This is a genomic window from Bradyrhizobium sp. URHA0013 (genome assembly GCF_000518345.1).
Lineage (GTDB): Bacteria > Pseudomonadota > Alphaproteobacteria > Rhizobiales > Xanthobacteraceae > Bradyrhizobium.
On sequence record NZ_JADK01000012.1, the window covers coordinates 56,273 to 76,404 of the forward strand.

Sequence of the window (20,132 nt, forward strand, 5' to 3'; positions counted from 1 at the left end):
GATGCAAAACTCCGCCAGAAGCGCAGCCGACGCGCTCGAGCACACGTTGGCGGCGCATATCTTTCCGCCATTGCTCTGGACCATGGTAGCGGTCACCGTCACACTCGACCGCCCGCCGTCGGCCGTTGGCGCCTTCAACCACCATGTCAATGCGATAACCCAACGAACCTACTTGCGGTCGAACGCTACAGCCGAGCTGGAGCAAGCGTCCCATCACGGCGCGCTCGAAATCCGAGACGCACAAAGCCAATGCATCAGCGCTCGCTTCGACATCGGGCATCGGGTTTTCGAAGTGGGCAGTCAGTCGCGCTTTCAGGTCGTTTGGATTTAGCTCGTCGCGTCGAACGGACCGCACGAGAGCGACCCGGCCGTTGAACCGTTGCTCGAAGCGCAGCATCGTAAGCGCCGTCTTGTTGATTGGATATCGCGAAGTCGGTCTTTCAAGTGCATGGGGTCGATGCAGCCGGCCAGGTGGTCATACGTCGTCAGCTCAATCGCCGTTTCGTGCTGTCCTTCTTTGAGAAGTTGCCGCCGTGCCTTGTGGGGATCGAGGCTTGCGCGTCCTCGCATTATTGGTCGCGCGAGCTGCAGGCGTTGGGGCATACGGTGCGATTGATGCCTCCGGCCTATGTGAATCCCTACGTTAAGCGGCAGAAGAACGACAGCACCGACGCAGAGGCTATTTGCGAGGCGGTCACAAGGCCCAACATGCGGTTCGTGCCGACCAAGACCATCGAACAACAGAGCTGTCTGATGCTTCATCGCGTGCGCCATCTCTTCATTCGCCAGCAGACTGCCGTCATCAACTCGATCCGCGCATATCTGGCCGAGTTCGGGATTGTTGCTCCCGTCGGGCGCAGGGGTGTCGAACAGCTGTTAGAAGTCGTCGCCGATCCAGCCGACCGCCGAGTTCCGGAGGTGGCCCGCGCGTGTCTGGCGGCTCTCGGCGGCCAGTTGCGGGCACTGAAGGCTCAAATCCTGGAGTTCGATAGGCGCATTATTGCCTGGCATCGATCAAACGCGACGAGCAAGCGACTGGATGCGATCCCTGGCGTCGGTCCAGCACTGGCAACGGCGCTAGTCGCGAGCGTTGCCGATGCCAAGACCTTCCGATCGGGGCGGGACTTCTCGGCTTGGGTCGGGCTCGTGCCGAAGCAGAACTCGAGTGGGGGCAAGGACAAGCTTGGCCGGATCAGCAAGCAAGGCGATCGCTATTTACGCAGCCTATTCACAGCGGGCGCACTCGCCGTGATCCGCTATGCCAAGATCCATGGCACAAGCCATCGGCCTTGGCTCACTGCGTTGTTGGCACGGCGCCCTACCAAGGTCGCAGCCATCGCACTCGCCAATAAGCTCGCCAGGATGGCATGGGCGATGATGGCCAGGAACGAACCCAACAAGGAACCCGCCGGCCTTACGGCGTGAACGAGATCACAGCCGGTCATCCGGCTGTGACGTAACGGTTGGAAGGGCGAACAGCACCAATGCAGCGCCGGTCGATCCGGCGATCAGGACAACCCACATGGGCCAGGGCATCTTCGAATGCGTGCTTTTGATCGGGACCTGATCCGCGGAGGGCATTATGGCCAGCGGTCATGAGTACCGCACAAGAAGGCCGAACACATGGCTGCTCCGACCAACGCCGCAAGTGAAGGTTCTCCTTGCCAACCCGGAGCCGTCCACACATGGCCCAAAACGGACATGCCGTAATCAGCTCCGCTGCGTCCGCTATCGGCGGTTAAGCTGACATCGGCTTTTCATACGCTGTGGCACGCCCGAAAAGTTTCGCATACCCCTCGGTTCCCACTTGGTCGCGGATTAGTCGTCCGATGCGGACGAACTATCGACGAAGACTGTCGTTTACAGACATCATGTCCGACGCATTCGACTATTTCCGCGCCTACGCCGTCCGAGCTCTCTGCAAGGCGAGATCCATGCCGCGGGGCAAGATGAAGCATCTGCAACTGGTGGCCGGTCGGATCTACAATCTCCTCAAGAAGGAGGCTGCCTACGGCCCCAATGTCCAGCACCTCGAGGACTTTCGCGCAGCCCAGAAGCTCGAGGCCTCTCTCGATCGCCGGCCAAGTGACCGCTCCGGTGGTCGCCTTGCTCCGGCGGCGCCGCAAAGCTCGGACTGGGAGGCTCGCTGAATGGCTTCGCTCGATGCCCGTTCTGTGGCAAGTCTTCTGCGAGAGTACGCGCAGCGCACCGCCTTGCGTGGCGGCAATCCCTACCGTGCAAAAGCCCATTCCCGGGCGGCGGATAGCCTGGCCGCCATTGCCGTTCCCCTCGATGTCCTCGTTGCCGAAGACCGCCTCACCGAGATCCCGGGCGTAGGCGACGCAATCGCCGACATCATCACCAAGCTCCACAGGACGGGTACTCATCCGAGTCTCGAAAAGCTCCGGAAGGAAATTCCCGCGGGTGTGCTTGAGATGCTCGCCGTGCCCGGCCTCCGCCCCGAGAAGGTGCTGCGGCTCTACAAGGACCTCGGCATCACATCGCTGGCGGAATTGGAGGCCGCCGCGAAGGACGATCGCATCAAGAAGGCCAAGGGGCTCGGTGCCCCGCTGCAGACCAAGATCCTGCAGAATCTGGCGATCGCGAAAAGCGGAGAAGGACGCCTCCACCTGCACCGTGCCGCCGCCCTGCTGGCACACGCCAAGGATTCGATCCGTAAATCCCGACCCGAGCTGAAACGGGTCACGATCGCCGGCGACTTCCGCCGAGGCTGCGAGCTCGTCGGCGATCTCACCATCGTTGCGGAAGCACCGAAGGCCGAAAAGGCACCGAAGCCATCGCCGGGGGACGGACTGCAAATCCGTCTGTCCGACCGAAAGCACTTCGGCGCTGCCCTTCTCTTCGCGACAGGCTCCGCCGCTCATATCGAGCAACTCCAAGCCTTGGCGGCGGAGAAGGGGATGCGATTGGAGGCCGACGGCTTACACAAGGGCCGGACCCTGATCGCCGGCGACGAGGAGGAGATCTATCGCGCTCTCGGCCTGCCCTCAATCGACCCGGAACTTCGGGAGGGGCGCGGGGAGGTCGAGCTCGCTCTGAAAGGCAAGCTCCCGAAGCTCGTCACCGACGAAGACCTGCGCGGCATCCTCCACTGCCACACCGATGCCTCCGATGGCACCGAGACCCTGGAGACCATGGCGAAGGCTACGCGCCAGCGAGGCTTCGAGTATTTCGGCGTAGCGGACCACTCCAAGTCAGCCCACTACGCGGGCGGTCTCTCCGTCGAGGAGATCGCAGAGCAGCACCGGGAAGCCGACCGGCTGAATAAGCGCTTCGGCAAGGATTTCCGGATCCTCAAAGGCATTGAGTCGGACATCTTGGCTGACGGCTCCCTCGACTATCCGGATGACGTGCTGGAGCGCTTCGATTTTGTGGTCGCCAGCATCCACGGCCGCTTCAAACTGGACCGCAAGGCGCAGACGCAGCGCCTTCTTCGCGCTATATCAGATCCTCACACCACAATCGTTGGCCACATGACGGGACGGCAGCTGCAGCGGCGGCCCGGCTACGAGATCGACGTCGAGAAGGTGCTGCGGGCGTGCGCCAAGCATGGGGTCGTCGTCGAGATCAACGCCCATCCATGGCGGCTCGACCTCGACTGGCGCTGGCACCAAGCGGCCCTCGACTTCGGGTGCATGCTGAGCATCAATCCGGACGCGCACTCGATTCCGGAACTCGACCACATACACTGGGGCGTCGAGATGGCCCGAAAGGGCGGAGTTTCTGCCGACCGGGTCTTGAACGCGATGACGCTTCCGGAGATCACGCGCTACCTTCGCCAGAAGCGGCGCTCGCTCGCCCGCGCCGCCTGATGCTGCAGGCGCACGATCTTTCGCTCCAGGGGAAGGTAGCAGCGGTCGCGGCCGATCGCGGGCACCACTTCAGCAAACCACCTCGGGACCGCATAATCCTGGTGGAAGGCCACGGTGTCGAAGGCGACGCCCACGCCGGCCCGTTCGTCTGGCACCGATATTTGGCCCGCCGCCGGCCCCGTTTACCCAATCTCCGGCAGGTCCACCTGATCCCGTGCGAGCTCTTCCCAACGCTCCTCAGAGCCGGCTTCGGGGTCGGCGCCGGCGACCTCGGCGAGAACATCACCACCGCGGGGCTGGACCTCGAGCGATTGCCGCTTGGGACGCTCATCGAAATCGGACCTACGGCGGTCGTGGCGCTGACCGGGCTCCGGACGCCCTGCGTCCTCATCGACCGCTACCAGGCCGGGCTCAAACGGCACGTGCTCTCGTCGGCGGAAACGGGCCCTGCGTTCAAATCCGGAGTGCTGGGCGTGGTCCGGGCCGGGGGACCGGTAGCGGCTGGCGATAGCGCGCGGGTCCGGCTTCCGTCCTCCTCGTTTCGGCCTTTGCCGGCCCTGTAGAGAGCGCCTGCCATGGCCCGAAAATCGACCCTGCCTTATCGCCTTCAGCCCACGCTGGCCACGCTGACGGACGCGCCGTTCGACGATGTTAATTGGGTTTTCGAGGACAAGTTCGATGGTTTCCGCATGGTCGCGGAAATCCGGGGTGGTCGGGTCGCGCTCTACAGCCGTAACGGGAAGATCATCAGCCACTCCTACGTAGAGGTCGCAAAAGCACTTGAACGCGTGAATGGGGATGCGGTGATCGACGGCGAGCTCGTCGCGATCGGCAAGGACGGCGCATCCCATTTCCAATTGCTCCAGAACGCCCTGCGCCAAGAAGCCAAGCTCTTGTACTGCGCGTTCGACCTCATGTTCGCGGACGGAGAGGACCTGCGTGCGCTGCCGCTCCTCGAGCGCAAGAAGCGGCTAAAGGCGATCCTGCCGCGCCACAAGCTGCTCGCGTTCAGCAACCACCGCGCCGCCTATCCAGCCGGCATGGTCTCGATCGGCGATGCGGAGATCGCGCAGTGCGGGAAGCGCATCCTGCTTCCGAGCGGCGACAACAACGTATCCGTCTCGAGCAAGGGCACGCGCGTCTGTTCCGGTCAGGTGTCCCTCGCGGTTCAGCAGGAGAAGAGCTGCACATGCGGCCAGCCTGCCGCAGCAGCGACGGGCGCCGCCGCGCACAACCGATCACCTGCAGCTGAGGCCGATGCGTGAAACGACGGCGAGAGCGTCGACGCGCGAAAGCGTCGACGCCCGACGCGCGCCGGTCATGCCCTGAACCGCGTCCTAGCGAACGAGCCGATTTTCGACCGCCGCCGCCCGTCCCACCGTTGCGCAAAACTAACCGATTGATAGACTACCTAGCATTGCATCACCTTCACATTTCGTCGGCCCTACCATTGGAGTAGACATGCCCACCTTCACCGCCACAAACGGCGTTCCCGTCACCATTCCAGGTACGGACGTCATCCGGATGCGCGACGCCTATCCGGAAGAGTCGACGCAGACCAATGCGAAATGCCGCATCGATCACCCCGGCGTGCAGTTCGTGACCGAAGATGCGAACACCGTCGTTCCGGCCGTGAAGGCGGAGAATTCCTACATCGGTCAATTGACCCTGCCCACCACCAAGCCGGTATGGTTCAACGGCACCGTGTCGCGGGGGCCGATCCGGCTCGTAAGCGGACACCACCCCGCCGCGCGGTCGGCGCTCTACATCGGGGACAAGATCCAGTACGTCACCGAAATGCCGGAGGAGGTGAGGACCGCGATCGAGGCCGCGGGCGGCAATGCCCTGCCGATTCCTTCCGAGGGGTTCTTCGCCTCGATCGCCAGCGCGGTCGTCGACAGGTTCAGCGCAGCTCCCGAGGTCTGGGACTGAGTCCACTCGTTCGCGGGGGCAATATCCGCATCGAATGCGGCGTTCACGGCCCCGGTTTCGGGCCGAACACCCGAATGCCGCTGCGCCGTCCGAACGTCACCTTCTTGACCGCGGTCATGTCGCGATACTCGACGCGCTCGTGCGTCGCGGCGAAAGCGTTCCGCTCCTCCTCATCCTCCGGCATCTCCGCCTCGGCCGGAACGTAGTGTCGATGCGGATAGCCGACGGCCTCCCAACACCTGCCAGTCGAAGAACCAGTAAGAGCGGTCCGTCTTGCCGCTGTCGTTCCATGGCCAAGGCCATCCTGCGCGGTAGGGTGGCGTCGTCACGCGAAGCCAGAAAAGCCGCCGGCGATCGGGATGTGCCGAAGGGCCTTAGGCAGGGGAAGCGGGACGCCCGTTAGCCGCCCTTGCTCGATACGAACCCTTTCCCGGCGAATGTTGGAAAGCGCTTGACCGAGGAAAAGCCGCGCCCTCGACCAGCGCGGCTTTTTGCTGTCGGGCCCTGTCACCAGCGGTGATGGTGCCAGCGGTGCCGCACGACCGGATATGATCCGCGGTACCGGCCGCATTTTCAAGATCAAGGCATGCTTTCGAGGAAGTGAAGGATGGCCGCGGCGGCGCTGTGATTGCATTTACGCGCATCGCTGACACCGGGGACAGACTTCCGGCACCGCCTCACTTCCCGAACCGTGTCGCCACAAGCGGTGAGTACAGGTTCGAATTCGCGTTCATCCGCTCGCACTCGCGCGACGCGTTCCAGAACGTTTCCACGCACGGCTTCGTAGTACCGGCGGCCTGCCTCCAAATGATCGCGAGCGTACTCGGATCAGTGAAAACCCACCTGCCAGTGTTGTGTGGCTTGGCCGGGGGGCCGGGCGAGGACGGCGCCGTCTTACTCGACATCGCGATACTGTCGTTGCCGAGGTAATAGTACCATGTGCTGCCGTCCCACACGCGCCACCAGCCCGTCGGCCATCCATCTTTTTTTGTCACTCCGTCTGATGCGAGAACGAGTTCTTTCTGGTATCGAGCCCACTGGTTGAGCTGCGGGTCGCGCACCAGCATTCCACCCATGACGCCGCCTCCACCGGTGCGATAAATATTGAACCTGTTCACCGGCATCGTTTGATTGGGTCCAACGGCGGGATCATGGTGGTACAACTCCAGCCCGAGGACGGCAACGACCAGCGATACGTGTTGACCTCCGCCCCAGCTGACCATGATTGGCCCGAGCGCGGTCAGCGCTTGGTCGATATCTTTCGCTGTGGACGTCGGAACGTCCTTGTGAAGAAAGCTTAAACCCTCGTTTCTCATAAATTTGTTATACGCGTCCCCTCCCAGTCGTTGATGAGTGCCGTCTTCGTTCTCGAGTTCCGGCAACTGCTGCGGACTGGCATAGCCGCCCCCGTAGTATAAGCGCAGCATGCGTGCACATGCCCACCAGCAACCTGTGGGATCATAGGCTTGGCTTACAAAAGGCACGGGCCGCGGCAAGGGCATGATCGACCTCTCACTTTTTCAATGCGCACCCTACGCAGTAAGAACAGGCGCGCCAATGGCTCGCCACCGCCATTTGCTGCGGCGCGGTATCGCCACTAACCACCCACCGCGCGGTCCCCGACCACTGGCAACGTAGCGGAGCGCGCGAGTTCCCACTTACGGTAATCGCGCCCGTTGACCGTGAGGATCGTCCAGAGGACGCGCTTAATACTGGGGCCTCGGGAGATGCTGGAGAAAACTTGAGCGAGGACGGCTTTGGCGTCCTGAGCGCCGCATCGGGCGAGGAGGGGATCAGGCTGCTCGGCGCGACACTCCTGACGCGCGCTTTGGTGACCGACATCAATCTCGGGCCAGGATGGACGGATGGGAGTTCGCCCGCCTGGCGCGGCAGCACGATCCCTGCTGCGCAATCCTCAACGTGACTGGAGATAGCGCTCACAGGTGGTCGGCGAACGGAGTGCCGCGCAGCGTGATGCTGTCCAAGCCATTCGCGCCGGCCTAACCGGTCGAGGCGGTATCGAACCTCCTCAATAATTCAGGGCCCCCTAGCTGACAGGGTCGAGCCGTCAGTCCGCCCATCCGGGCTGCGGCCCAGCGAGCGCGTCTCCATACTAGTTGAACCGGTCCGAGGCTCGCACAGGTTCCAGAAGGATTTACGATTAACAGTCCGCGCATCAGCGCGTCAGCTGTTCACGATGTGAAGCTCGACCCGCCGGTTCTTGGCTCGGCCCGGCTCATCCGTGTTCGGCGAAAGGGGCTGGGTCTTGCCGAAACCCTGCGTCCGGATCTTGGCGCGCTCGAGATATTTGCGCGTGACGAACCAATCGGCGGCCGCCTTGGCGCGGGCTTCCGACAGTCGCTGGTTGTAGTCTGCCGAGCCTGTCGCGTCGGTGTGCCCGTTGATGAGGACATATCTCAGGCGCGGGCCGATTCTCGCCTTGATGTCCGCTGCGGCCTTCTCCAGCGCCGCGTTGGCCTCCGGCTTGATGTTCGATTTGTCGGTGTCGAACAAGACGTCGCCGCTGATCCTGATCAGCGAGTCATCATTGGCGGTGACTCGCACGGGGCCGGGATCCGACGTGATGATGTCCAAGCCGTTATCGATCCAGCGGCCGGGCCCTGGATCTGTCATGACCACCCGCCACTTGGCCTTTTCTGTGATCGGCTCGGGCTTGTCGAGCAGCTTGTCCAGCAGCGTGTACAGGGCCCACAGCCAGGGCCTCGCGTTCTCGCTCGAGAATGCCTGGCCAGCGCCCATGATGTTGCCCGCGAGTGCCGCGTTCGTTGAGCCATAGCAGACCAGCGCGTTCGTGCCGCCCGCGAGCGGGCTTCCCGCGGGCAGATACCGGTCGACATTTGCCGTGTTGAGATTCGCGGCGAGCTGGCAGATCGGCGCCTTCGTCAGCACACCGATGTGGTCGAGCCCGATGGCATGGCCGATCTCGTGAGCAATCACGGGGTGGCTTGCCGGCATGCCGGGGGCGTGGCCGAGAGGGAACGCCCATGGGGTCGCGTCGAACGAGTCGTAAAGAAACGCATGGGAGCGAAATACCCCGGGATCGGGCACCCTGCCGGTTGCGGTGATAAAGGCGGCGTTGAGGTTGGTGACCTCGATGGTCCTGTGGGCACCGCTTGCGGGCGAGAAGTCGACCTCTAGTGCACACAGCAGGTTCGGCCGAAAGATCTTGTTCGGAAACTTGTTGAAGAACGGATCCTTTTGGTAGACCTCGTCGAGCCCCGAAAAGGCGGGCGGCGGAACGAGCCAGAACCTGTTATTCCATAGGTTGACCTGCGCCGACGCGCTGTTGACGAACGCAGACCACTGGGCGTCGGTCCACGGCGTCGTAAGGAACGGCTTGTTGTCGGCGTCCAGCTGGACCGGCAGAAATCCCCTCGCCTGTTTGAGGCTGATCTTGAGCTTAATCGTGAGCTTGACGTGTTTGAAGCCGCCAGTCGGCTGGTAGAGGAAGGTGTCGAACGCGGCCGGAACGCTGCCGCCGGTCTTGGAATTTGAGCTGAATGCCGCGCCGACGAGCGGGACAGGTTTGTAGGACGGTGCCATGGGCTCCTCCAACAGAGGTTTCGACCGCAGGATGCGCCTCTTGGTCGCGGCGAAGCGCGACGGCGTTCAATGGACCCGGCGCGGATCTGCAGGCTCGCGGCTGCGGTCGCGATGCGATTCGGCGCTCCGGCGAATGCGCAATCCGCGGCCGAACGACAAAGGTCGAAAACAACCCCATGCAGAGTAGATGGCGGCTGCGGGTGCGAGGTGCGCTGCAGCCGGAGAACTATCTGAAGCCTCGGATGAAATTTCGAGAGCGGGTTACGCTGGGTAGGGGTGGCTCAGACTCGGAGCGCGTTGCGCGGCGAGCCGCCCGGTTCCGGTCACAATTTCGGAGGTCGGCAGAGATAGTTGGTCACCGCAACGTCGGTGATCCGGGTGGCCTTTGTCGCGCTCTCGATCATGTGTTTGAACAGAAACCAAGCCCGTTTTCCGAATGCGGCTGCCCGCTTATCTAATTTAGACAGCGATGACGCTGCGCGGATCAATCGCATGGTGGAGCTTCGGACGCGGGTTAGCCGCCAAATCTCTTGACAAGCTTTGACCCCTTGGCCGTGCCGATCTGCTGGCTGGTCAAATCGCTGCCTGCACTCAACCCTGGCACCATGAGGTTCTTGACGCGCTGCGCCGCCTGCTTCTCGTTGGAATAATCGATCTCGACATGATCGAGCTCCATCAGATGCCCAAGCTCGTGTGCCCAGGCGCGTCCATTGGCGTGGTCATTGCCATACCACTGGACGAAGCTCGTCGGCTCGGGAGCGCCGCTCGGAAACGAGCCCCCGCCGGCGTTCAGATTTGGAATAGAATTGACGAGGTAGATGTGGACCGCATTGTCGGGGTCATGCCGGGACGCCAGAACACCCAGCAGGACCTCGTCGCTGCTGCGCCGGCTCTTTGCCATGTCCAGCGGCCTTTCCCTCACGGAATCACTGATCACGAATGCAATCTTGGCCTTCGACCAGATCGTATTGACGACATCAACCGCCTTCTTGGCCGTGTCGCAATCCCATTGCGCAGGCTCGAGAACGCCTCTATCGGCAAACGGCGTGATATAAACTCTCAGCGGAACGGACATGCGCAAGGCTGCCAAATATTTCAGGGGCAGGAAGAACGGCATAAAGGGGGGCCGCCACCTCCGCCGCTACGACGCGATAGCCTCCGCCTTCTCGTCGACATCGTGGTCGTGACGAGTCAATGCCGACGGATGATCAACGAAAAGCGAAGCCTGAGGCAGGCATTCCGTAATATGCCGCCTATGCCGCTGCAACTCCTTTTCTGATCCCTGCAAGACCGACGATCGGCCAAAGCTGGCCAAGAGCTTTCGCTAAAGCTATCGATCCGCAGGTCTAACACCGGATTTCACTTCCGCTTGATGTGCCGCCAGCGGAACGCCGATTCTAGGCAAGCCTAGCCCCTTGTACGCTTCAACGAAGCCATCGCACACGACCAAAAAGTCGTTAATTATCAGCAGTTTAAATTACAGCACGCCCCCTATACGCGCCAACCATGCCCAACGTGCCCGGCACGACAATCGTCTCAGGCCTTTGAACGCATTCACTGAAATGCGCGACAAATTTAGGAATGGATCGGGCTCGAGACTACTCCTAAACGGAGACAAGCGGCCGCCGAGAGCTCATTTTTAAGCATTCTGCGCGGCCACCTCCGTTGACGCTCCCCACTCGGCTGATACTGGACGTTGCGCCATGAGCTTCTATACGCAAATCAGATTATTCGCCCTTGTCCTCGGCGCCTTGCTGGTCCTGACTGCTGAGCCGGCTTCCGCGACGAAGCGTGTGGCCTTGGTGGTCGGCAATTCCACCTATCAAAACGCACCCCTGCTTCCCAACCCGGCCAACGACGCCGCCGCCATCGCAGCGACGTTGAAAGGCGCAGGGTTTGACGTAGTCGACTCGAGGCTCAATCTCACCGCGACGGACATGAAGCGAGCCCTGAGGGATTTTGCTGATCAAGCACGCGACGCCGACATTGCTCTCGTCTACTACGCAGGCCATGGGATCGAGATCGATGGCACAAACTATCTGATCCCGACCGATGCAAGGCTTGAACGCGATACGGACATTTATGACGAGGCTTTCTCGCTGGACCGTGTGCTGCTGGCTATCGAGCCTGCGAAGCAGCTACGGGTCGTGATCGTCGATGCTTGCCGCAACAATCCTTTTGCCGACACCATGAAGCGAACTGTCGCCTCACGATCGATCAGTCGCGGGCTTGCGAGGGTCGAGCCCACCGTGTCCAATACGCTGATCGCCTTCGCCGCAAAGGCCGGATTGACGGCGCTCGACGGCAATAGCAAGAACAGCCCGTACGCGGCGGCTCTGGTCAAATACATCGCAAAGCCCGGCCTCGACCTGCGCAGAGTCTTCGGCTTTGTCCGCGACGATGTCCTGCAAGCCACAGGAAACCGGCAGGAGCCCTACGTCTACGGCTCGTTGGGCGGCGAGGACGTTGCTCTCGTGCCTAGCGCCAAGAAAGAGGAACCGAAGCCCGCGGCGCAGAATCCCCAGTCCGAGGTCCGCCGTGACTACGAACTGGCGTTGCAACTCAACAACAAGGCCGCCCTGGGCGTATTCCTGAGCCAGCATCCCGACGGATATTACGCCAGTCTGGCAAAGCTTCAGCTCAACCAGATCGAGGCGGAGGACGCACGGATTGAGGCAACCGAGAAAGCGCGCCAGGCCGAACAGCAGCGCGTTCGGCTGGCTTCCGAAGGCGCCCAGCGCACCGACCAGGAAAGGGCGGCCGTAGACTTGAAGGCCGCGGAGAACGCCCGCATTTCCGCCGAAACGACAAAGCAGGTGGCCCAGCAGCAAGCGACCGATGCCGAGCGGAAGCGGGCCGCCTCCGAGGCATCGATCATCGCTGCACTCAACCCGAGGTCCGCGACCGACAATTCCGCCGCAGTTGGTTCGCCTCCGGCAGCTAAGTCCGTCCAGAGCGACGCGATCGCTGCCTTGAGCGACGGGCCGCACCAAGTCGATCTCGCTAGGACCGATGTCCCTCAAGCCGAACTGGCCAAGTCGTTACAGAGCGAATTGAGCCGCGTCGGGTGCTTCACGGGTGCCGTCGATGGCGAATGGAATGCGGCTTCGCAGCGATCGCTGAAGCTCTTCAATCGCCAAGCGGGGACCAAATTCGACACCAAGCTCGCCAACGTCGATGCGCTCGATGCGATCAAGCTCCGGTCGTCGCGGATCTGTCCGATGATCTGCGACCACGGCTACCGAGCCGACGGCGACCAGTGCAGCAAGATCACTTGTGCCGAGGGCTCGTTCCTCAACGACGACAACGAGTGCGAGAAGCAGCGCGCCGCCAAGCCCGCCAAGCCAGCGACCGCCAAGCCTGCGACCGCCAAGCCTGCGACCGCAAAGCGTGACGACGGCGACGAGCGTCCCGCACGGCAGCGTCGTCAAGCCGGCGGAGAGGCTGCCGGAGCGGCCGGCGGCTTTAGTGGCGCTGCGGGCATTGCCGCTGCGGCTGGCGCCAGCCGCCGCTCGAGTGGCGGACAGCTATTCTGCAACAACAGCGGCTGTCGCGCGGTCAACCGCGGCTGCCATCTCGAATATCGCGGCGGCGGCGGCCCGGGCAACGATGCCAATGCCGAGGTCTGCAACTAGCGCGCCGCAGAAGAGGTGCCCGAAGCGGAGCGATCTGAGTGACAACGTGTGAACTGGAGCAGAAGGATATCGGCACCTTTCCAGGTGTGACCCTCTTCACCAAACGGCAGGCGCCCGGCATGAGGCCGACGGCGGTCTATCTCCCGCCGAAGCACCTCACGACCGCCACCAAATTCGACGTCGTGCTCTGGCTGCATGGATTCTATGTCAGGGATCATGAATACCTGTTCCGCAATGATCCCGCGCGCTTGCGCGAACAGGTCCGGGATTCTGGCAGGGACGTTGTGCTTATTGCGCCATTTCTGGGCTACGAATATGCCCTCGGCGACAGCTTCGCCGGCAACTACAGCGTCAAGGATCTGGCCTCCGCCAAATGGGGCGAACGCTACCTCGACGAAATACTAGGGGCTCTTGCCAAGTGGCTGGCTCCTGCTCTCGGAACCGGTTCCGGCTTCGGGACCAAGCTTGGCTCGGAGAGCGTACCCCAACTCCGGGTCGGTAAGCTCATCATCGCCTGCCATTCTGGCGGGGGGAACGGGATGCGCAATCTGGTCGGAAGCCTCGGAAAATATCAGCCCAACCTGTCGGCTTGCTGGGGATTTGACTGCCTCTATGGCGCGATGGCACATCCCGATGATGCGATTTTCTGGTACCAATGGTTGTCCGCGCAGAGCACCTGCGCACTCGAGATCGTCTACGGTCCGTCGACGCTTTCGCAATCGGTGAAGCTGGACTTGCTCGGACGCGGACTAGCAACGCCCGATGGCGATCGTGCTCCATCGCCGCGCCCTGCCCTCAAGAACCTCAATGTGAGCGTAGGTCACTATGACGCTTTTCCAGCCTTCGGGCAGATGGTCAGGGTCAATGATCTGGATCCAGCTTACGTGGACCGCTTCATGATTCCGCAGGTCGCCGACCAAGCTCCCCTCGGCCACAAGCCCGCGTCGCATCACGGTGAATTCCTCAAAACGGCGATTTCAAGCGTTCGCGACGCTTTTCCTTTTCCGAAAGACATTCATTACATGATCGCCAGGGGCGGTTTCTACGGCCGGTTGAGCAAGCTGTAGACTTTGCGGTCACGGCTGCGGCATCGCGGACTAGGCGGCCAACCGGCCACCTGTTAGCTTCCGCCGTGGCGACGCGAGGAGACCTTCGCAGATGACGGGCAGCCCCTTCGACCCGAACACCGCACCGATGGCCGGCAACGCGGGGCAGGACCGCGCCGCGATGCGGGCGGACATGAACAAGGTCGCGCTGAAGCTGCACGAAGCCGGCATTCAGCTCTACGGCTTCTATAAAATCCACGACCTTGTGCCGTACTGGAATCCGCTTGGCTTTGACTTCATGTGCGACAACTGGCGGCAATTGCTCGCTGCCGCCGGCAAGGCGCCGCGGCTCGGTTCTGACCAGATCGACATGCCGGGTTATGACCCGTGGCTGAAGGCAGGCGTCAAGAGCGTCGGCTTCACGCAGACCGGAAAAGCTCCTCACGTGCATCTCGACATTGCGATCGACCGGCCCGGGCTGTGCCGGATCTACATTCTGGAGAAAGATGATGAGCGGCGTCTCGACGCGCTGCGACGGGCCCGGGTCGTTACGGCGAGAGACACCGAGGTGTTCAGGAATATCTACCGGCGGGTGGAGGGTCTTGGTGTCGATCTCGACGAGCACATCGGTTCGCATCTGGAGGCAGGACGGCTCGTGCTCGACGGCATCAATTTCGTCGCCAAGGATCACAACCGGCTTCTCGACGTGCTGACGAATCTGAAGTATCCCGCCGGCAACAGTGTTTTTTTTCGTGGAGAACGATCCGGCCGCGGTCATTTCGCCGGCAATGCCTCGTTCCTGGCAACCGAGGGCATCGGCTTTCGGCAAATCTGGCAGACATTTCCGGAAGAAAGACCGGTTGCGACGACCGACCCGCGAACCGGGCCGGCGATTGATCCCAAGGCTTCGGCTCGGTTCGGCGATTCAAAGATCCTGCCCGATCTCACCTCGGTGCACTGTGCCGTCGCGAAGCGGATCTGCAACTTTCACATCGACGAGATGGGCTTTGTGGTCAGGGACAGCAAAGGTACCATCATCGTCGACCCGGACGCGTTGCGGCATATTTTTGTCGAACTGCTCTGGAAAACCGACTTGCAGGGCAAGCTGCCCTTCTGGGCGCTCGACAACGTGAATTTTATGATCCCGAGTTCGCCAACCGATTTCTCCCGCGTCGGAGTCAACGTCGACGTCGCGAAGTTCGGGCGTGTCAACATCGCGCTCAACGGCAGTTGCTCGGTTGACGGCAAGATGGAAACATCCGGCACGCTCACGCTTGGTTTCAAGTTCTGAGCCAGTCGAAGGCCCGGGCTTACTTGATGGAATAAGACTTGACGTCCAGCGACCAATTGTTCGACAGCAGTCTTCCGTTGGCGCTGTCCGGCAGACGCAACTCGCTGGTCCAGGCCGCCAGGTAGCTCAACGCGTCGGCTTGGCTCTGCAGCTTGCGCGGGAGATCCGGCAAATCGAGCAATTGCACACGCCGCTCGCTGATGATCGCAACCATGATTGCCGCGCCGGTCGGGGGGGCAACGACATACTCGAAGCCACGTTGCCGCGCTGTCGGCGTCGGCACGATGAACTGGACGCCGGGTTTGACAAGATTGATGTCGCGTTCGTCCGATTGCTCCACCAACTCGGGAGTCGGAAAGATCTGGGACATGCGTCCTTCCGCATCCACATCGACCAGAATGAGATAGCCCTTTTTCCTGGAAGTTACGCCGAACGATACCTTGCCGCCGACCTCGACCGTCGGACCCGGCAGGATCTCGAGGGACACGTTCGCGGAATTGCTCTGCACCGCACTGGTCTGTCCGCGCGTGACCTGGATGCGCCAAAGCGATGAAGCGATCGCCGGGCTTGCATGCGGGGATTCCGGGGGCAATGGCGCTGAGTGCGCGGGCCCGCCCGTCAACAGGAGCAGCAACGCGAGGTATATTCGCTCGCGGCGGATCGGCTCCGATGGCAACATGGCTCCCCCGGTCAAACTGTCAGGGAGCACTGAAGAAGCCGACCGAGGCGATCCGCGCGTCCGCCGGCAGGTAACGCTCGAGACTCTTGATCAGTTGCCCCGATGCACGACGCCGATTCAGCTGGATCAGGACGGTCTCAAGGTCGGTCATGCGCTGCTGCGAGGTCACCGCGACAATCTGCTCGGCGCCAAAAGGCTCGCCCACCCTGAGCGGCAGCCGCAAGCTCGGCGATTTGGCCAACGGCGCATCCGTACCCACGGGATACAACATCTGGATGGTTCCATCGCCTGACACATTGAACAGCAACAGCGCCCTCGCCGCGACGTCGGACAGTTCAACTTCGATGGTCTGGCCGGCGCGCTGCTGTCGATCGTCCGGCCAAATACGCATCGTCTGGGGTGAACGAGTCGCCATTCGCTTGAGCTCGCGGATGGCCGCGGTGCGATCCACGACCGTCGGCAAATTGGCCACCTCCATCCCGTAAGCGACCACATCGCCCCAGGCGATCACGTCATGAGACACGGGGTCCCAGATCAAGTCGGGATTGTCCGTCGGCTGAACCGCCTGCACGGTGACATCCTTGGTGCTCACGCCCGAGAAATAGCTCATCTTGCCGTCGAGCGCCGCCAGGCGGATTGGCGTTGAAAGACGGATGGGCGCCGGTGCGGTGCCGGCGAGCGCGGTGCCGGTCGGAACTGGATTGCCGGGAGCTGAATTGGGCGCGGCGGCAAGGGTTGGCATCGTCGGAGTCTTCGTCGTGGCAACCGGTGCGGGGGGCGCCTTCCCATCGGCGGGAACCGTTGCCTGAGCAGTGGCGGTTCTCGGAGCCGGCCCTTGAATGAGCACCACCCCGCGCGTCAGTTCGAACGCGACGTCCGTCTCCGGCGTCTGGGCGGGTGACGATATCGTCACGATGTTCTGGCGCTGGTCTGAAAGCTGATAGACGACCTGGCGAACGTTGGCGAAGAGCTCCTTGAGTGTCACCTTGCCATCGTGATTGATGTCCGCGCTGCCCTCTACGGCCCGCGCCACCGCGTAGCTGAGAGCCCCGCGCAGGCCATCGATCCCGGGGATTCGCACTTCCGGGGCCTTGGTATTGCGATCAACGGCGGCCAGGAACGCGGTGTGATCGAGATCGAGCTCGGACTTCGGATCGTTGCTGTCCGACACCGGTTTTAATTCATCGACCAGCAGCGTGTAGCGAGGCACCTGGCGAAAGCTCATCTCCTCAGCCCGTGGATCGATATCGCGCACCATTCCGCCGCCGTGGCAGGTGTCCGCGACGAAAATCACCTTCGCACCGCGCAGTTCGAACTGCCGGATGAAGTGGTTGAACTCGCTCCCCAGAATACGTTCGACCGATCCAGTCGGCGTGGTTTCGAAGCCTGGCAGCAGGAACACGTTCTCCATGCCGTCCGGCTCCGAGCCCTTGATGCGCTCCGGCTCCTGCGTGCCGTGACCAGCAATCGACAGAAAGACGAGATCGTTGTTCCTTGTCCGCTCCACCATCGCGCTGATTTCGCGCAGCACGCTCGCCCTGTCCGCTTGAGCATTGGTCAGCTCGACGACGTCGCCAACCCCCATCGTCTTCAGGCTGGAGACGATATCGGCGGCGTCGGCGACCGCCCCCTTCAGCTTGCGGACGTGTTGATAATCATCAATGCCGATCACGAGCCCACGCACGGCACCGCCATCCGGATTGCCGATCGAAAGCGCTTCCGCCGCCCGAGCATGCTGCAGCGGCAGGCCGATCATCACGGCGAGCGCGATGGCGACGCACAAGCGGCCGAACCTGTGGTCAAATCCTCTGGAGCTTCGCATCCCTGATCCACCTCGACGTCATGCAGGCCGCCCCGGAACCAGACTGTCGGATCGAGGCGGTAGTTCATAGTCATCTGTAGCGCCGAGGACACCGGGGGTTCAGCGCTTCTTGGTCGCCGGCTTGTTGGTCGCGGCTTTGGCAGCCGTCGATTTGCGCCCCGTCGGCGGATTGTCCTCTCGATAGGCGTCCGCCGAGACCGTCGCCTGGTCATCCGCGAAGGCACGGAAACGGACCGGATTGTAGCCACGTGCCAGCAGGCTCGCCAACGGATAGACGTTGCGGCAGACGCGTCCATTGCATCCACCGGTCGAGGATTCCATCACCTCCGCCTTGCGATCGGGCGTGAACCGCAGGAATAACATCACATGGGAGCCCGGCTTGTTGAGCGCATCGCCAGGCTTGAGGTCCCAGGGATTCGACACGGGCGTCGCGATCGCCGGGATGGCGGCGGTCGTGTAGTGGACCGAGAGTCCCCAGGCGGCGCTGACGAACGCCGAACAGTCAACGCCCGCTGCGTCCGGCCGCGGCGCGTTCCGGGTGCAGACGTTGCCTGCCAGCGTCCCGCTCTCGATCCGCTGCCGGAAGTTTGCGAGCGAACCGTGGCAGCCCCAGCAATAGGGTACGCCGCGCACCTCCTGGTTCACCTTGCCCTGTAGATACCACGGCCGGCGAATGCGGTTGAAGCCGCTGCACTGGCTATCCGGATCGTTGCCATAGTTCGCCTGCGTCAGCTTCCACTGCACGCCTTCGAATGCGAACGCGGTCTCGATCGCCTGCTGACGATTGGACGGCCGGACCGCGGCAGGCGCGCTGAACTTGACGTCGTGGCCGGGCCGGCCCTCGGGGCCCAGGGCCGGCTTCGCTGAGGTCTGCGACGGCCGCACGTCGATGACCGACACGTTGCCCAGCGGTTTGAAGCCAACGCCAACCACTTCGACACCGTCTGGCTTGGTTCGCAGGAAATAGACATCGCCATCACCCGAGACGGTGACGAACCGCCTTGTCAGCGGGGTGTTCTCGAGTGGCAGTTCGTAGATTCCTTCGAGACGACCGTTCGCGGCATAGCGTGCGACGAAGGTCGAGGCGTTCTTCCCCGACGGCGGGATGTCCTCGGCCAGCACATAGAAGCGGTCGCTGTTGTCAATCTCGAGAAATTCGACCGTGCCGAGCTGGTCGCGCACCCGCAGACCGAGCGCGCCAATGCTCTCGTTCGTGACCATGGTCTGGATCTCGATCCGTACGCTGGAATTGCCCTTGTCCGGGAGGATGTCGGCGATCACCGAGCCCTTGCTGCGGGACGCGATGTATTGCCGATCGGGCTGCCGCCCCTGCCCGATGACGGCCGCGCGCGTGTTCTGGTCGAGTAGGTCGGTTGCGCTGCCTGGCGGCTGCGATCCCATCTGGGCGAAGGCGGAGGCGGCGACCTGATCGTCCACGCCGCGGCTTGAGACCTCCTCGAGCTGGATCTCGTCGCCGAGCCCACGCGTGGACTGGTGAGCCGCTGCCTTCAACGTGCGCACGCCGCCGTCCCAAACCATGATGTCGTCGTTGTGAACTACAAGGTCGGTCGGCTGGACATCCTTCGGCATCTTCAGGACGTCTGGGGCGGAGTTCGGTTGTTTGGGATCGAACTCGAGAATGCGGCCGTTGATCTGGTCGAGCACGAACAGGTTGCCCTGCCCGTCGGCGCTGAGCGCTTGGGGGCCCCCCAGTTCCACGTCCTCGCTGGCGGGAACGATGCCTACCATCGAGGGCGCCGAACCGCCGGCGAAGCTGCGCACGACCGTATCCTCGGCGTGCGCCACGGCGGCGAAAATGCCGGCACCGGCGATGAAGACCCAAGTCCAGCAAAATGGACGAAACATATTCGCCTCAGTGTACCCCGAACCGATCGTCGCGCCGGACCGACTAATCCGAGATGCCGTGAATGCGGCGCGTCAATTAGTGGTGACCAATCTCGATCCCGTTCAATTCTATCACTGGACGGTGATAGTCCGAATTCTTCAGCTTGCGGTGCAAATCCATGACAAGGAATAGATTTGAACAGGTCAAGGAAGTCCAGCCCGACGCCATCACGCTGGTCCTGAAACGTGACAATGACAGCGCCACTGGATCGGTCGTGATGCCGGCCGCTGCAAGCGGCGGGCGGCTGTCAAATGACCAGGTCAGCGCCCCGTTGCCTGCCCAGGATGCCTTTCGCGGCGCGATCCGGCTTGCCAATGACGTCAAGCTCGCGATCGTGGTGTGGGATCCGGACGGCGTCTGGAAGTCCGAATGGGGCGAGCTTTACCAGGCCCTCGACTGATCCATTGCCGGGCGGAACCGGCAG

Annotated in this window: 17 protein-coding genes and 2 pseudogenes; 11 read left to right on the forward strand and 8 right to left on the reverse strand. The window is 62.4% G+C overall.

The features are described 5' to 3' along the window. Nucleotides 1-82 precede the first annotated feature (82 nt). Nucleotides 83-397, reverse strand: a pseudogene (locus tag N551_RS39705) (hypothetical protein); the annotation flags it as partial. Nucleotides 398-417: 20 nt separating this feature from the next. On the opposite strand from N551_RS39705, the gene N551_RS0117935 reads away from it, so the two are divergent. The 6 genes and pseudogenes from N551_RS0117935 to N551_RS0117965 all read left to right on the forward strand — a co-directional run bounded on the left by N551_RS0117935 (nucleotide 418) and on the right by N551_RS0117965 (nucleotide 5,765). After that, nucleotides 418-1,425, forward strand: a complete 1,008-nt coding sequence (locus tag N551_RS0117935) for an IS110 family transposase (protein ID WP_027568088.1) — start codon at nucleotides 418-420, stop codon at nucleotides 1,423-1,425. 446 nt (nucleotides 1,426-1,871) lie between these two features. Beyond that, nucleotides 1,872-2,150, forward strand: coding sequence for a hypothetical protein (locus N551_RS0117945; protein ID WP_027568089.1), 279 nt, complete (start codon nucleotides 1,872-1,874; stop codon nucleotides 2,148-2,150). Further along, entirely contained in the window at nucleotides 2,151-3,833 is a 1,683-nt protein-coding gene (locus N551_RS0117950) for a DNA polymerase/3'-5' exonuclease PolX (RefSeq protein WP_027568090.1), read from the forward strand. Continuing rightward, a complete protein-coding gene (locus tag N551_RS0117955; protein WP_027568091.1) occupies nucleotides 3,833-4,396 on the forward strand; it encodes an MOSC domain-containing protein in 564 nt (187 codons plus the stop codon). The genes N551_RS0117950 and N551_RS0117955 overlap by 1 nt, the downstream gene beginning before the upstream one ends. A gap of 12 nt (nucleotides 4,397-4,408) precedes the next feature. Continuing rightward, a pseudogene (locus tag N551_RS35745) lies at nucleotides 4,409-4,855 on the forward strand (DNA ligase); the annotation flags it as partial. Nucleotides 4,856-5,294: 439 nt separating this feature from the next. Then, nucleotides 5,295-5,765, forward strand: a complete 471-nt coding sequence (locus N551_RS0117965; RefSeq protein ID WP_027568092.1) for a hypothetical protein — start codon at nucleotides 5,295-5,297, stop codon at nucleotides 5,763-5,765. A gap of 43 nt (nucleotides 5,766-5,808) precedes the next feature. On the opposite strand, the gene N551_RS38095 is transcribed toward N551_RS0117965, so the two are convergent. Continuing rightward, entirely contained in the window at nucleotides 5,809-5,949 is a 141-nt protein-coding gene (locus tag N551_RS38095; RefSeq protein WP_155809775.1) for a hypothetical protein, read from the reverse strand. A 493-nt stretch (nucleotides 5,950-6,442) separates the two neighbouring features. Beyond that, entirely contained in the window at nucleotides 6,443-7,267 is an 825-nt protein-coding gene (locus N551_RS0117975; RefSeq protein ID WP_081747873.1) for a papain-like cysteine protease family protein, read from the reverse strand. A 239-nt stretch (nucleotides 7,268-7,506) separates the two neighbouring features. On the opposite strand from N551_RS0117975, the gene N551_RS39320 reads away from it, so the two are divergent. Continuing rightward, nucleotides 7,507-7,689 carry a hypothetical protein gene (locus tag N551_RS39320; RefSeq protein WP_027568094.1) on the forward strand — a complete coding sequence of 61 codons (183 nt, stop codon included), beginning with the start codon at nucleotides 7,507-7,509 and terminating at the stop codon, nucleotides 7,687-7,689. 260 nt (nucleotides 7,690-7,949) lie between these two features. On the opposite strand, the gene N551_RS36635 is transcribed toward N551_RS39320, so the two are convergent. Together N551_RS36635 and N551_RS0117995 are read right to left on the reverse strand one after the other, a co-directional pair. Further along, complete coding sequence (locus N551_RS36635; protein WP_051462812.1) at nucleotides 7,950-9,329, reverse strand: OmpA family protein; 1,380 nt, start codon at nucleotides 9,327-9,329, stop codon at nucleotides 7,950-7,952. A gap of 514 nt (nucleotides 9,330-9,843) precedes the next feature. Then, nucleotides 9,844-10,404 carry a hypothetical protein gene (locus N551_RS0117995; RefSeq protein ID WP_027568095.1) on the reverse strand — a complete coding sequence of 187 codons (561 nt, stop codon included), beginning with the start codon at nucleotides 10,402-10,404 and terminating at the stop codon, nucleotides 9,844-9,846. Between the two features lie 628 nt (nucleotides 10,405-11,032). On the opposite strand from N551_RS0117995, the gene N551_RS0118000 reads away from it, so the two are divergent. From N551_RS0118000 to N551_RS0118010, 3 genes are all read left to right on the forward strand, one after another. Beyond that, nucleotides 11,033-12,964, forward strand: coding sequence for a caspase family protein (locus tag N551_RS0118000; RefSeq protein ID WP_027568096.1), 1,932 nt, complete (start codon nucleotides 11,033-11,035; stop codon nucleotides 12,962-12,964). A gap of 38 nt (nucleotides 12,965-13,002) precedes the next feature. After that, entirely contained in the window at nucleotides 13,003-14,031 is a 1,029-nt protein-coding gene (locus N551_RS0118005) for a hypothetical protein (protein ID WP_027568097.1), read from the forward strand. Between the two features lie 91 nt (nucleotides 14,032-14,122). After that, nucleotides 14,123-15,301, forward strand: coding sequence for a hypothetical protein (locus N551_RS0118010; RefSeq protein WP_027568098.1), 1,179 nt, complete (start codon nucleotides 14,123-14,125; stop codon nucleotides 15,299-15,301). Between the two features lie 19 nt (nucleotides 15,302-15,320). Here N551_RS0118010 and N551_RS0118015 read toward each other — a convergent pair whose 3' ends face one another. From N551_RS0118015 to N551_RS0118025, 3 genes are all read right to left on the reverse strand, one after another. Continuing rightward, nucleotides 15,321-16,010 (reverse strand): DUF4384 domain-containing protein, encoded by a 690-nt coding sequence (locus N551_RS0118015; protein WP_245287800.1) that lies wholly within the window; start codon nucleotides 16,008-16,010, stop codon nucleotides 15,321-15,323. Beyond that, nucleotides 16,000-17,763: a caspase family protein gene (locus tag N551_RS0118020; RefSeq protein ID WP_245287801.1), complete on the reverse strand. Its 1,764-nt coding sequence runs from the start codon at nucleotides 17,761-17,763 to the stop codon at nucleotides 16,000-16,002. Before N551_RS0118020 ends, N551_RS0118015 begins: the two co-directional genes overlap by 11 nt. A gap of 138 nt (nucleotides 17,764-17,901) precedes the next feature. Continuing rightward, nucleotides 17,902-19,668, reverse strand: coding sequence for a hypothetical protein (locus N551_RS0118025; protein ID WP_027568101.1), 1,767 nt, complete (start codon nucleotides 19,666-19,668; stop codon nucleotides 17,902-17,904). A gap of 158 nt (nucleotides 19,669-19,826) precedes the next feature. Between N551_RS0118025 and N551_RS0118030 the strand changes: the two genes are divergently transcribed. Further along, nucleotides 19,827-20,108, forward strand: a complete 282-nt coding sequence (locus tag N551_RS0118030) for a hypothetical protein (protein WP_027568102.1) — start codon at nucleotides 19,827-19,829, stop codon at nucleotides 20,106-20,108. Nucleotides 20,109-20,132 lie beyond the last annotated feature (24 nt).